We start from the raw sequence: 12796 nt of genomic DNA, 5'->3' as shown, positions 1-12796 counted from the left end.
AAAACGTTTGTGACCGAACAGGAACACGCTTTACCACTTTTGGTCGTCGAGGACGACCCCGCCATCCGCGAGCTGCTCGAAGAGGAGCTCAATGACGCCGGCTATACCACGCTTGGCGTCTCGAGCGCCGAAGAGGCCGTGGCGCTTTTGAGCCACACGCCGGTGGCGATGATGATCACCGACGTGCGCCTGCCGGGCATGTCGGGTATCCAGCTATTGCAACAGCTTCGCCAAAGCGGCTCGGAGCTTGGCATCATCGTGATTACCGCCTTTGGCACCATCGACCAGGCGGTCGAGGCGCTCAAGCTTGGCGCCAATGACTTTCTCACCAAGCCGCTGGATCTGGACGCCATTCGCGAGGCGGTTTTTCGCGTCCTCGAGCGCCAGCGCCTGGCGCTTGCCCACGACGCCGAGCTGACTCACTTTCACGGCATCGTGGGTAAAAGCCCGACCATGCAGGGGCTTTTCCACGACGCCTCCAGGCTTGCCAAAAGCAGCGCGCCGATCCTCATTCTGGGCGAAAGTGGCACCGGCAAGGAGCTTATGGCCCGCGCCATTCACCAGGAGAGCCCGCGAAGTGAGGCCCCTTTCGTGCCGGTCAACTGCGCCAGCATCCCCGCCGACCTGATGGAGAGCGAGTTCTTCGGCCACGTCAAAGGTGCCTTCACCGGCGCCAACGAAGCGCGCAAGGGGCTTTTCCAAAGCGCTCAGGGCGGCAGCCTGTTTCTCGACGAGATCGGCGAAATGCCGATCAACCTGCAGGCCAAGCTGCTACGTGCGCTGCAGGAGAAAACGATTCGCCCGGTGGGCGGCGAGCGCGAAGAGCCGGTGGACGTGCGCATCATCGCCGCGACCCACCGCGATCTGGAAAAGGAGATCGAAGCGCAGAATTTTAGAAGCGATCTGTTCTACCGTTTGGAGACCTTTTCGCTGCGCATTCCGCCGCTTCGCGAGCGCGGCAGCGACATCGAGCATCTGATTTTTGCGCTGATCGACAAACACTCTGATGCCCAGGGCAAGCAGATCGAGCAGATCGAGCCCGAGGCGCTCAATACGCTGCTTAGCTACTCCTACCCGGGCAACGTGCGCGAGCTCGAAAACGCGGTCATGCGCGCCGTCACCCTCAGCGAAGAGGGCGTATTACAGCATGGCGATCTGCCGGAGCGGCTTCGCGATCACGTCAGCGCCCAATCGGAGGCCGAGTTTACCCCCACGCTCAGTGGTGAAGTGCTCTCGGGCACCCAGACGCCCGCCCCGGCGCCCGCCCGCTGGCCAAGCCTCGAGGAGGTCGAAAAGCGCTATATCCGCAAGGTGCTCGAGGCGACCGGCGGCAACAAGCGGCGCACCGCCGAAGTGCTGGGCATCGCCCGCCGCACGCTCTACCGTCGCCTCGAAGACGATAGCTAGCCACGCGTTGATGGCAAAAAAATGGCCAGACAGTCGAGGCTGTCTGGCCATTGAGAGATCAAAACCGCAGGCGCTCGGTTAGACGCCGTCACTCGGCGTTTCGCCGGCATCGTCGTTGGACATTGGGCCAGTGCCCATGGGCTGCTGCTCCTCGGGCTCGGCGTCCGGGTTGGGCGCATCGGTATCGTCGCCACAGCCGGCAAGGCTTAGCGCACCAAAAGCCAGCAGAGCGCTTAGCAGCAGCGCTTTAGAACGGTCGCCACGTTGTTGTGCCATGTGTCTTTCTCCTTGACCTTGTGAAGTCGCGTTCCTTGAAGCGATCTACCCGTGTAGGGCCTTTTAAACCTAGCGCTGGCGCGCGGTTTTTGCCAGTACCCTCAGCGTTTCCAACGCCCTTCACCCTCAAGAGCACAAAAAAACCCCCGCAGGCGCGGGGGTAATGGTAATGAATCATTGAGCGCAGCCGCAGGGAACGGACAGCCCGCTCGATTCATTACCGTAGGGAGCGGTCATCTTACTGATTCAATTTACTGGGTGGTTTCGTCTTCACGCTCGCCGTCGCCAGGTGCGGAGCCGGGCATCGGCTCGGTGCCATCGCCAAAACCGGGATTCTCTTCCGGGTCCTGATCGTTCATGGCGCCTTCGTCACTCGGCATCGGCTCTTGCGAGGTCGTGGCATTACTTTCGAGGCCCGGGTCGCTCATCGCCGGGTCGTCGGCCATTGCCGGATCGTTACTCATGGCCGAATCATTGGCCATACCGGGCTCTTCGTTCATGGCCGGATCATTAGCAGTGCCGCCCTGCTCCATGGTCTCGGGCTGCGGGGCTGGCGGCATCTCGTCTTCATCGTCGCCACCGCAGCCCGCAAGCGTCAATGTGCTGGCGGTCAGCAGCATCCCAAGAGCAATGAGGGATTTGCGTTTGAACGTCGGTTTGCCTTGTTTATCCACAAAATGCTTATCCATAAAACCTGCCTCCATCGAATCCTGCGAAATAGTCAGGCTGCCGTCTCTGGCGCTAGCGTCGAATCCTTCGACCCTGAATTTCAACGCGTGTCGTTGAAAGCGAAGTTACACAACCCGTGCCACTCCAGCACACTATCTATATTTTATTCATAAAATCATAAACTTATAAAAAATTTTCTCACGCTTTTGGATTAATCTATGCTAATGATGAACAGGGGCAAAATGACACATGTAGCGTTAGTTCACCGTACGAGCCGGGCGTTGTGACACATTGATGCCATCTATGTATAATAATTTTTAATAATTCAGCGAGTCATCGTTAATTTACTTTTATGATCTCCAGGAAACCGTGGCAGGCCTTGGCACCAACAGTCTGCGCGTTAGTGAGATAGCCAACGATAAATCACCCCATAAAAAGGTTCGATTAATGGATGAAACACGTCCTGTCAAAATCAAGGTTCGCAATTTAAGCAAGGTATTTGGGAAACAGCCGAAAAAAGCGCTCGAGCTACGCGACCAGGGCCTCAAGCGCCCGGAAATACTCGAGCAGACCGGTCAAACGTTGGGCCTTTCCAATATCTCCTTCGACGTTTACGAAGGTGAACTACTGGTCATCATGGGGCTTTCGGGCTCCGGCAAGTCCACCCTGATTCGCTGTTTGAATCGCCTGATCGATTCCACCGAAGGCGAGATCGTCATCGACGATGAGAACATTCCTTCGCTCGGCGAGAAGAAGCTTCTCGAGTGTCGCCGTCGTCACTTCTCCATGGTGTTTCAGAACTTCGCCCTCTTCCCCCACCGCACCGTTCAGCAAAACGCCGAATTCGGCCTCGAGATTCGCGGCATCGATAAGGCCAAACGTAAAGAGCTTGGCTACAACTCGCTGCAGCAGGTGGGTCTTGGCGGCTGGGAAGATGCCTACCCCAACCAGCTTTCCGGCGGTATGCAGCAGCGCGTAGGCCTTGCCCGGGCGCTGGCAAACGATGCCAGCGTTCTGCTGATGGACGAGGCGTTCTCTGCGCTCGACCCGTTGATCCGCAAGGAGATGCAGCAGGAGCTTTTGCAGCTTCAAACGCGCATGCAGAAAACCACCGTGTTCATCACCCACGACCTGGACGAGGCGCTGTCGATCGGCGATCGCATCGTGCTGTTGAAGGATGGCGAAGTGGTTCAGATCGGCACGCCGGAAGAGATTTTGACCCAGCCCGCCGACGACTACGTTCGCCGCTTCATCGAGGGGGTCGACCGCTCGCGCATTCTGACCGCGGAGAGCGCGATGCGCCCGGTACGCACCAGCATCCGTGACACCGACGGCCCTCGCACCGCGCTTCGCCGCATGCGCGACTATAGTATCGACTCCGTCTACGTGACCGACCGCGACCGCCGCCTCAAGGGGCTGTTGGAAGCGGACGCCGCAAGCCAGGCCATCGAAGCCGGTGACGAAACGCTGAATGCCTACCTGACTCAGGATTTTCGTCAAGTCACCCCCGAGGAGCCTCTACAGCACCTGTTCGCCATGTTTAGCGAAAAAGGCTTCCCGATTGCCGTGGTCGACGAGGAAAAGCGCCTTCTCGGCGTCGTCGTCAAGGGCGCGGTACTGGATGAATTGGCACGAGCAGGAGATCAGTGATGGACAACATTCCCCGCATTCCTCTGGGTAACTGGATCGAAACCGCACTGCGCTGGCTGACCAGCGAATACTCGGTCGTCACACGTGCGATTTCACGCGTGACCCAAACCGGTATCAACAGCCTGAACGACGCTTTGATGTGGCTTCCCGAGTGGGCGCTGATGGCGCTTATCGCCCTGCTCTGCTGGCGCTTGGCGAGCCCGCGCCTGGCGATCGGCGCAGTGGCAGGCCTTGCGCTGATCTGGAACATGGATCTTTGGAACCCGATGATCGAGACGCTGACGCTGGTAGTGATCGCCACGCTCGTGGCGGTCGTGATCGCGCTTCCCATCGGCATCCTGGCAGCACTTTCCGATCGCCTTTACAAGGTGATCATGCCGATTCTCGATTTCATGCAGACCATGCCGGCGTTCGTCTACCTGATTCCAGCGATTCCATTTTTCGGTATCGGCGCGGTATCGGCGATTTTCGCCACCGTGATCTTCTCCATGCCCCCGGCCATTCGCTTTACCACGCTCGGCATTCGTCAGGTCCCGACGGATCTGATCGAGGCCGCCGATGCCTACGGCGCCACGCGCAGTCAAAAACTCTTCAAGGTGCAGCTGCCGCTGTCGCTGCCCACAGTGATGGCCGGTATCAACCAGACCATCATGTTGGCGCTGTCGATGGTGGTAATCGCCGCGATGATCGGCGCCGACGGGCTGGGTAGCGAAGTATGGCGCGCCATTCAGCGCCTGCGCCCGGGCGATGGCTTCGAGGCCGGTATCGCGGTGGTCATTCTGGCCATGCTGCTCGATCGTTTGACTCAAGCGCTGCGTAAATCAAAGCGTCAATGAGGCCATGGGCTTGTCGCGCGGGCGCTCAAAACTTGAAGCCCGCGCTATAAGCCACCATGCTTGGGAAGCCAAAACCGGTGTTCTCGCGCGTTTTGGCCTCTCATAAGATGAAGGCTCTTGCCTTTTATAAAGCGTTACATATTCAAAAAAAGGGAAACAGCATGAAAACTCGTATCAATCGTTCTGTTCGTCTTGCCACCCTCGGTCTCATGACCGGTAGCGCCCTGCTCGCTGGCAGCGTCGCTCAGGCCCAGGAGCAGGGCACGGTCAATTTGGCCTACGTCGAGTGGTCCTCTGAAGTCGCCTCGACCAACGTGATCGCTGCCGTGCTCGAGCAGGAAGGTTATGAGGTGAACATGACCTCGCTTTCTGCTGCGGCCATGTTTCAGGCGCTTTCGACTGGCGACGCCGACGCGATCGTCGCAGCCTGGCTTCCGACCACCCACGCCGACTATATGGAGCGCATTGAAGGCGACGTCGAAGATTTGGGTCCGAACCTGGACGGCACCAAGCTAGGCCTGGTCGTTCCCGAATACACCGATGTTGACTCTATTGCCGATCTTAACGACAACGCCGAGCTGTTCGATAACGAGATCATCGGTATTGACCCGGGCGCAGGCTTGATGAGCCTTACCGAAGAGGTCGTGGATACCTATGATCTCGATCTGAATTTGCGTAGCGGTAGCGGTGCGACCATGACCGCCGCACTGGATAGCGCCATCAACAACGAAGAAGATATCGTCGTAACCAGCTGGACCCCGCACTGGATGTTCGCCCGTTGGGACCTCAAGTACCTGGACGATCCGGAAGAAGTATACGGTGGCGCCGAGCAGATCCACACCGTGGTGCGCAACGGCTTCGAGGACGACATGCCCGGCGCCTACGCCATTCTGGACGCCTTCGAGTGGACGCCAGAGCAGATGGGCGAGGTCATGCTCATGAACCAGGAAGACGGCAGCGACCCCCATGAAAACGCCAAGCAGTGGGTCGAAGAGAACCAGGACGTCGTCGAGCAGTGGCTCGATTCGTAACCACGACCGTTACCCGGTGCATTAAATGCGCCGGGTTTATAAAAGGTTTGTACAAACAGTTTGTGCATGGGGGTTGTTTCTTATACAACTGACGGGCAAGTGCTGTGGCCCCGTCTTGTAGAGCAGCCCTCTGGCCGTGCGCCTAGCGAATTCGATTCAACATGGAGAAAGATCGAGTGGAAAACGAAAAACCCAACCAGCCTAAGGAAGAGCCGGTCGGTGAGGGTATTCCCTCCCCAGACGGGCCAGCGAACCTCATCGATACCGATTACGTTATTGGTCAGGACAACTTCACCGCCGAAAAAATGGGTTTGAGGCTCGACCTCCACGGTAAAGTCTTCACCATTTCCTCCATCGTCGTTACGCTGTTCGTCGTTCTCACACTGGCGCTACAGGACAACATCTCGTTCATTTACGACGCCATCTTCAACTTTTTGACCGGTAATCTGGCGTGGTTCTTCATTCTTACCGCCAATATTTTCGTCATTCTCTGTCTTGGTCTGATCGTCTCGCCACTAGGTAAAATTCGCATTGGCGGTGCCAACGCCAAACCGGATTTTACCTACATGGGCTGGTTTTCGATGCTGTTCGCCGCGGGCATGGGCATTGGCCTAATGTTCTTTGGCGTCAGCGAGCCGCTAACCCACTTTGGCACCTCCTTCGAGGGCGGCAGCGGCGCACCGCTTTCCGGCGCCGAAGGTGACGCAGCGGGTGCGACGGCGCTTGCCATGGCCGCGACCATCTTCCACTGGGGCCTGCACCCGTGGGCAATCTATGCCGTCGTTGCGCTGTCGCTCGCGCTCTTTGCCTTCAATAAGGGCCTTCCGCTCTCCATGCGTTCGGTGTTCTATCCGATTCTGGGCGAGCGCGTCTGGGGCTGGCCGGGGCACTTGATCGATATTCTGGCGGTGTTCGCCACGCTTTTCGGTCTTGCCACCTCACTGGGGCTGGGCGCTACTCAAGCCGCTGCAGGCCTCACGTATCTTTTCGGCGCGCCGGAAAGCGATATCACCATGATTCTTTTGATCGTGGGCATTACCTGTGTGGCCATCTGCTCGATCGTGGCCGGCGTCGACAAGGGCGTTCAGTTGCTCTCCAAGATCAACATCGCCCTGGCCGCCGCGCTTTTGTTCTTCGTCATCGCCGTAGGACCGACGCTGTTCATCGCCACCGGCTTCTTCGAGAATCTTTTCAACTACGTGGTCAATCTGCCCGCGCTCTCCAACCCCTTCGGGCGTGAAGACGTTGGCTTTACCCACGGCTGGACCGCCTTCTACTGGGCCTGGTGGATCTCCTGGTCTCCGTACGTCGGCATGTTCATCGCCCGCGTGTCGCGCGGCCGTACGGTGCGTGAGTTTCTGATTTCGGTATTGATCGTTCCTTCGGTCGTCTCGGTGCTCTGGATGACTACCTTCGGCGGTACCGCGATCGATCAGTACGTCAGTCAAGGCATCGAAACGGTACGCGAAGCCGGCGTCGATCTACAGCTCTTCCTGATGCTGGAGCAGCTGCCGCTGTCGGATATCACCTCCTTCATCGCCATCGTGCTGGTCATCGTCTTCTTCGTGACCTCGTCGGACTCCGGTTCGCTGGTCATCGATTCGATCACCGCTGGCGGCAAGGTCGACTCGCCGATTCCCCAGCGCGTGTTTTGGGCCTCCATCGAGGGGGCGATCGCTATCGCGCTGCTGCTAGGCGGTGGTCTGACGGCGCTTCAGACCATGGCGGTCTCTACCGGCCTGCCCTTCGCGCTTATCCTGTTGGTGTCGTGCTACGCCATCATCAAGGGCCTGATGAGCGAACCCAAGGCCGTATGATTGAAAGAAAGTACGATTAAAAGAAAGTGCGATCGAGCATCGATCCACCGTAGGCAGTATGAAAACGGGCAGCCAAATGGCTGCCCGTTTTTTTATGCTTGAAGGTACTGGCGCCTGCGCCGGTTTTAACACCAAAAGGTCTTGAGCAGCGTATCGCGGGAGTAGCGGTGCGCCACCTGCGCCTGGAAGAGTTCGGCGGTAGCCAGCGCATCGGTCAGCGCGTGGTGGCCCTGATAGGTGGGAAGCCCGTAGCGCTGGCGGCTGGCATCCAATCGAATGGAGACCGGCGGACGGCCCAGCCAGCGGCGAAACCGCGACCAGAGCGTTTGACGGTGGAGCCTTGCCTCCAGCGACATGGTGTCGATCATGGGAAACAGCACCCCTTCGCCGCGGCGTGACTTCACCGCGGCGTCCAGAAACGGCCGCTCGATGTTGCGAAAGTGCACCACGACGAGCCGCCCGGCCAGCTCGTCGAGCAGAGGCTCGAGTATCTCATCCAGATCCGGCGCGTCGCTCACTTCCGAGTGGGTGATGTGGTGATACGTTACCGACTCCTCGCTCAGCGGCCGGGGCGGCTTGACCACCCAGTAGCGCCGGCTGGAAAGCGGGATACGATCGAGGGTGAAGTGAATCAAGCCAATGCTGACGATGGCGTGGCGGCGCTCGTCGAGCCCGGTAGTCTCCATATCCAGCGCTACCATCGGCACTTCCGAAATGGGCGTATCCGGCCCCGGCAGTTCGGTGTCGAAAAAGCGCTTCAAGATGTCGTCCTGGGCGACCGCACCCCGCTTTTTCATGTAGCCATTCCAGTCGGCCTGATTAACGCGCTGGCGCGGGCGTATTCCTTTCATGGTGACGTCCTTAGCGCTGGGCCGGGATGGGGTAGCGGAATTTCAAGAACTTCTGCGCGTTGCTCAGCACCTGGAAGGCGTCCTTGAGGGTGTGGCGCTCGCTGTCGTCGACGTTTTCCGGCTCGATGTTGTTGTCCGGCTCGCGCTCCTCCTGAAGGTCGATCATCTGGTGACGAAGCCGGGACATGTGCAGAAATTCGAGCGCGTAGCTCAGCTTGTCGCTCACGCCCGAGGCGAGCAGCTGGGTGTTGTCGATATCGTTCAAGCGCTGAAAGCTGTTTTGTGCCTTGGAGCCGCAGGCCAGGGCGTGGACGCGAATCAGATCCACCATCGGCGCGGTGCCGCGGCGCTTGAGGTTGATGGAGTTGTTGTGCTTGCCGTCCTTCTCCATGACGATGGTGCGGAAAAACCCCAGCGGCGGCGTGCGGTTGAGCGCGTTTCGCGCCATGGCGGCAAGAAAGCGCGGGGCTTGGGGCGCGCGCTGGGCGATCAAGTCCTGCAGCGTTTCCACGTAGTGATCCTCGCCGTAGATGCTGTCCAGATCGAAAAAGATCGAGCTGTGAAGCAGCTTCTCCGGCGTCGGGTTGGCGATCCACTCCTCGAAATAGCCCTTCCAGACGTGCAGCGGCTGGCGCCACTGACGGTTGGTCGCCATGATATCGCCCTTGCAGTAGGGGTAGCCGCAGGCATCCAGCCCGTCGCTAACGATCCTGGCCAACGCCTTGAAGTACTCGTCGTGCTGCTCCGGGTCGAAACGGTCCGAAAGAATCAGAGCGTTATCCTGGTCGGTGACGATGCCCTGCTCGTTGCGCGCCATGGAGCCGTTGACCATGAAGCAGTACGGCACCGGCGGCGGGCCGAGTTCCTGCTCGCCAAGCTCCAGAAGCCGCCGGGTGAAGCTGCGCCCGATGGTCGACAGCGCGCTTCCGACCATGACCGAGTTGGCGCCCTCCTGAAGCATGCGCACAAAGGCGGCTCGCACGTCTGATGCAAGTCGCGCCAACCCCTGAACGCTTGCCTGATTGAAGATATTGCTCACCAGATAAAGCCCGCTGTGAGTTTCGTAGCGGATGATATCGGAGAGATGCACCACGCCGACCGGGCGCTGGCGGTAGAGCACTGGCAGATGGTGGACGTTGCTGCGCAGCATGATCAGCATCGCCTCATATACCGAGGCGTCGGACTGCACCGTGATCAGATGATCGGAAATCACGTCGCCCACCGAGGTTTGCGGCGATAGCCCCTTGGCCACTACCCGGTTGCGGAAATCGCTGTCGGTGAGGATACCGCACATCTGCCAAGTCTTGCCCTCGCTGTCCTTGAAGCTGTAGCGCGGGTTGTCGCTGCCCTCGTTGATCACCAGTACCGCCGAGGCCTGGGCTTGGCCGACCTGGATCGCTGCGTCCTGAACACTGATGGTCGACTCCACCATGACCGGATAGCGCGTGACCAGCTTGCGAATCCGGGTGACCATCATGTCGTTGGATTTCTTCTGCTGCTGCGCGACGCTTTCAAGGCGCGGGCGCTCGAGCTCGACGAAGTCGGCGAAATCCTCGTCCTCCTCACAAAGGCGCTGAAAAATGTCCTTTGGGATGAAGTACATCAGGGTGTCTTCGATGGCGGTAGCGGGAAAGCGTACGCGATGATTACGCATCAGACTGAAATGGCCGAAGATATCGCCTTCCCCCAAGCGATTGTAAAGCTCGCCTCGGCGTCGATAGACCTCGACCGCGCCGCTTCGGATATAGCAAAGCTCGTCGAGCACTTCGTTGAGTTTCAGGACCTCGGTGCCGGTCTTGAAGTAGCGTATCTCGACGCTTTCAGCGATCGCGTCCAAAAGCTCGTCAGACAGCCCATCGAAGGGGGGAAACTGCCCCATATGCTGGCGTATTTCCCACAGTTCCACATCCATAATGACTCCTCGGTGAAGCGCTCGCCCGTTTGGCACCAAGTTTGGCGGCATATCCTTGGGCGGTAAAGCAGCGCGCACAAAAAAGCCCGGCGAAAAACGCCGGGCTTTTAGAGTTGATAACCTGCTTGACGCCTTAAGGAGCGCGCCCGACACTTAACCGGTCGGGGCTTGGCGTCAGTCCCATCAGGACTGGCTGGCCATCTCTTGAACGCGCTGCATCATTTCCGGATCCTGCTGGATGGACTGGCCGATCGCGTTGAACGTGTCGACGTCCAGACCGCTGCCTTCGACCACTTCGATCATGCGCTCGTTGGCTTCAGCGCGAACTTCCTGTTGAGCGGACTCGTCTTCTGCTTCCTGCAGACGCTGTGTGTACTCTTGCGAGATCACGGCGATTTCTTGAGAAGCATCGGCGAACTGCTGTAGCTGCTCGTCAGAGAAGTCCTGCGTCGGGGCGGCTTGTTGGGTGGCCACGGAATCCTGCGCTGGCTCTTGTTCCTGCTGGGCTTGGGCAGTACCTGCCATCAAACCGGTTGCAAGAAGTGCAGCTGAAAACAAGGCAGTCAATCGTTGCATGATAAGAAACCTCTATGCGCGTTATGTGTGTGGTGACTCAGACGCAGCACGCTCCAACAGGTTCAATTTTTAGTGTAATTATAAGTAACAATAAGTTAACAAATGAAAAACCCATTCTTAAAGGTGAGCCATGCGCTTCTCGACCGATGCCACGCCCCGCGCGCGAATAACGCATGCAGGCCTTACGGCCATGCCGCTTGTGTTCGTACTGCTTTGGAGCACGGGCTTCATTGGCGCCAAATTCGGCCTGCCCTACGCCGAGCCGTTCACCTTTTTATTCATTCGCTTCGTACTGACGCTGTTGCTGCTGGTACCGCTGGCCTTCTTCATGAAAGCGCCCTGGCCGCACGCGCCGGCGCTTTGGGCGCACATCGGCGTTTCGGGATGTCTGGTGCACGGTGCGTATCTGGGCGGCGTGTTTTACGGCATTTATCTGGGCATGCCGTCGGGGCTTGCCGCGCTGCTGGTGGGGCTTCAGCCGCTGTTGACGGCGCTTCTGGCCGGCCCTTTTTTAGGCGAGCGTCTCACGCGCTTGCAATGGGTGGGGCTTTCACTGGGGCTTGCCGGCATCGCACTGGTACTGGGTAGCAAGCTGGAGTTCGGTCGGCAACTTTTTGATGGTTTCGGTTTTGATGCGCTGGCGTGTGTGCTCGTCGCCCTGCTGGGCATTTCGCTGGGCACGCTCTACCAAAAACGCTTCTGTACGCAGATGGCGCTTCTTTCCGGCACGGTGATTCAGTATTTAGCGGCCGGGGCGCTGCTGGGGGGTGGGGCGCTTTTGCTCGAAACCCGCGAGGTGACGCTGGCGCCGACGTTTCTATTGACTCTTGGCTGGCTGGTACTGGTGCTGTCGATCGCCGCCATTCTGCTGCTGATGGCGCTGATACGGCAGGGCGAAGCGTCGAAAGTGGCGAGCCTTTTCTATCTGGTGCCGCCGGTCACGGCGCTACAGGCGTGGTGGCTGTTCGATGAGCGGCTGCCGCTATTGGGCCTGGTGGGTATGGCCGTGGCCATTGTCGGGGTGATGCTGGTGATCCGGCGCTCGCCGCCGGATCAAAGCCGTTCCAGGTAGCCGACCCCGCCCAGGTTTCGCATCTGCCGGCGAATCCACTGGCTGCGCCGCTCGACCTGGGCATCCGGACGAGCGGCGCTTCTGTTACGCGGGTCGGGCAAAATCGCCGCCAACAGGCTCGCCTGGCGCTCGGTCATCGCGCTGCCCGAGGCGCCAAAGTAGTGATCCGCCGCGGCTTCGAGGCCGAAGACGCCGGTATCCCACTCGGCCACGTTCAGGTACACCTCGAGAATGCGGGTCTTGCTCCAAAAGGTTTCGATCAACAGCGTAAACCAGGCCTCGAGCCCCTTGCGCAGCCAGCTTCGGCCGCTCCAGAGAAACACGTTCTTGGCGGTTTGCTGGCTCAAGGTGCTCGCCCCGCGCAGGCGCGAGCCGTCCTGGCTTGCCTGCCAAGCGCGCTTGAGTTCGACAAAATCGAAGCCGCGGTGCTCGGGAAAGCGCTGATCCTCCGCGGCAAGGACGGCGAGCTTGGCGTTGCTCGAGAGCTCGTCGAAGCTTCGCCACTGGCGGGTGATGGTGATCGGCTCGCCGGCGATGATGCTCTGAATCTTGCGCTCGACCATGACCATCGACCCCGGCGGCGGCACCACCTTGAACAGTAGCACCAGCGCGACCGAGAGCACCACGAAGGCCAGCGCGCCACGCCAGAGGATACGCCAGAGTCGTTTAAGCCAGCGGCGCAGCGCGCGATTGAGCATT

12 protein-coding genes are annotated in these 12796 nt (G+C 59.3%); 6 read left to right on the top strand and 6 right to left on the bottom strand.

Translation table 11 applies throughout. The annotated features are described in order from the left end of the window. The first annotated feature begins 9 nt into the window (after nucleotides 1-9). A complete protein-coding gene (locus MQW23_RS06190; RefSeq protein ID WP_252106965.1) occupies nucleotides 10-1407 on the top strand; it encodes a sigma-54-dependent transcriptional regulator in 1398 nt (465 codons plus the stop codon). A gap of 78 nt (nucleotides 1408-1485) precedes the next feature. On the opposite strand, the gene MQW23_RS06185 is transcribed toward MQW23_RS06190, so the two are convergent. Beyond that, nucleotides 1486-1683, bottom strand: coding sequence for a hypothetical protein (locus tag MQW23_RS06185; RefSeq protein WP_252106964.1), 198 nt, complete (start codon nucleotides 1681-1683; stop codon nucleotides 1486-1488). 251 nt (nucleotides 1684-1934) lie between these two features. After that, entirely contained in the window at nucleotides 1935-2372 is a 438-nt protein-coding gene (locus MQW23_RS06180; RefSeq protein WP_252106963.1) for a hypothetical protein, read from the bottom strand. Between the two features lie 427 nt (nucleotides 2373-2799). Between MQW23_RS06180 and MQW23_RS06175 the strand changes: the two genes are divergently transcribed. The 4 genes from MQW23_RS06175 (at nucleotide 2800) to MQW23_RS06160 (ending at nucleotide 7686) form a co-directional block, all read left to right on the top strand. Next, complete coding sequence (locus MQW23_RS06175) at nucleotides 2800-4002, top strand: quaternary amine ABC transporter ATP-binding protein (protein ID WP_252106961.1); 1203 nt, start codon at nucleotides 2800-2802, stop codon at nucleotides 4000-4002. Further along, nucleotides 4002-4838: an ABC transporter permease gene (locus tag MQW23_RS06170; protein ID WP_252106960.1), complete on the top strand. Its 837-nt coding sequence runs from the start codon at nucleotides 4002-4004 to the stop codon at nucleotides 4836-4838. Before MQW23_RS06175 ends, MQW23_RS06170 begins: the two co-directional genes overlap by 1 nt. Before the next feature lie 161 nt (nucleotides 4839-4999). Then, nucleotides 5000-5869 carry a glycine betaine ABC transporter substrate-binding protein gene (locus tag MQW23_RS06165; protein ID WP_252106958.1) on the top strand — a complete coding sequence of 290 codons (870 nt, stop codon included), beginning with the start codon at nucleotides 5000-5002 and terminating at the stop codon, nucleotides 5867-5869. Nucleotides 5870-6045: 176 nt separating this feature from the next. After that, nucleotides 6046-7686 carry a BCCT family transporter gene (locus tag MQW23_RS06160; protein ID WP_396237802.1) on the top strand — a complete coding sequence of 547 codons (1641 nt, stop codon included), beginning with the start codon at nucleotides 6046-6048 and terminating at the stop codon, nucleotides 7684-7686. 125 nt (nucleotides 7687-7811) lie between these two features. Here MQW23_RS06160 and MQW23_RS06155 read toward each other — a convergent pair whose 3' ends face one another. The 3 genes from MQW23_RS06155 to MQW23_RS06145 form a co-directional block, all read right to left on the bottom strand. Next, nucleotides 7812-8537 (bottom strand): 3'-5' exonuclease, encoded by a 726-nt coding sequence (locus tag MQW23_RS06155; RefSeq protein ID WP_252106956.1) that lies wholly within the window; start codon nucleotides 8535-8537, stop codon nucleotides 7812-7814. Between the two features lie 10 nt (nucleotides 8538-8547). Then, nucleotides 8548-10449 (bottom strand): DUF294 nucleotidyltransferase-like domain-containing protein, encoded by a 1902-nt coding sequence (locus tag MQW23_RS06150; protein ID WP_252106955.1) that lies wholly within the window; start codon nucleotides 10447-10449, stop codon nucleotides 8548-8550. Nucleotides 10450-10632: 183 nt separating this feature from the next. Beyond that, entirely contained in the window at nucleotides 10633-11025 is a 393-nt protein-coding gene (locus MQW23_RS06145; RefSeq protein ID WP_252106954.1) for a DUF4168 domain-containing protein, read from the bottom strand. A gap of 130 nt (nucleotides 11026-11155) precedes the next feature. Here MQW23_RS06145 and MQW23_RS06140 point away from each other — a divergent pair, with 130 nt between their 5' ends. Next, the gene (locus MQW23_RS06140; RefSeq protein WP_252106953.1) at nucleotides 11156-12097 is read left to right on the top strand and encodes a DMT family transporter; all 942 of its coding nucleotides are present in this window, start codon (nucleotides 11156-11158) and stop codon (nucleotides 12095-12097) included. Here the strand turns inward: MQW23_RS06140 and mtgA are convergent. Further along, nucleotides 12079-12795 carry a monofunctional biosynthetic peptidoglycan transglycosylase gene (gene mtgA, locus MQW23_RS06135; RefSeq protein ID WP_252106952.1) on the bottom strand — a complete coding sequence of 239 codons (717 nt, stop codon included), beginning with the start codon at nucleotides 12793-12795 and terminating at the stop codon, nucleotides 12079-12081. The two genes, MQW23_RS06140 and mtgA, sit on opposite strands and share 19 nt — an antisense overlap. Between the last annotated feature and the right edge of the window lies 1 nt (nucleotide 12796).

The sequence above is a fragment of the Halomonas sp. S3-1-1 genome, from assembly GCF_023757625.1.
Lineage (GTDB): Bacteria > Pseudomonadota > Gammaproteobacteria > Pseudomonadales > Halomonadaceae > Vreelandella.
Note: the sequence above shows the minus strand (reverse complement) of the source record. Positions and strands in the feature narration are given on the sequence as shown.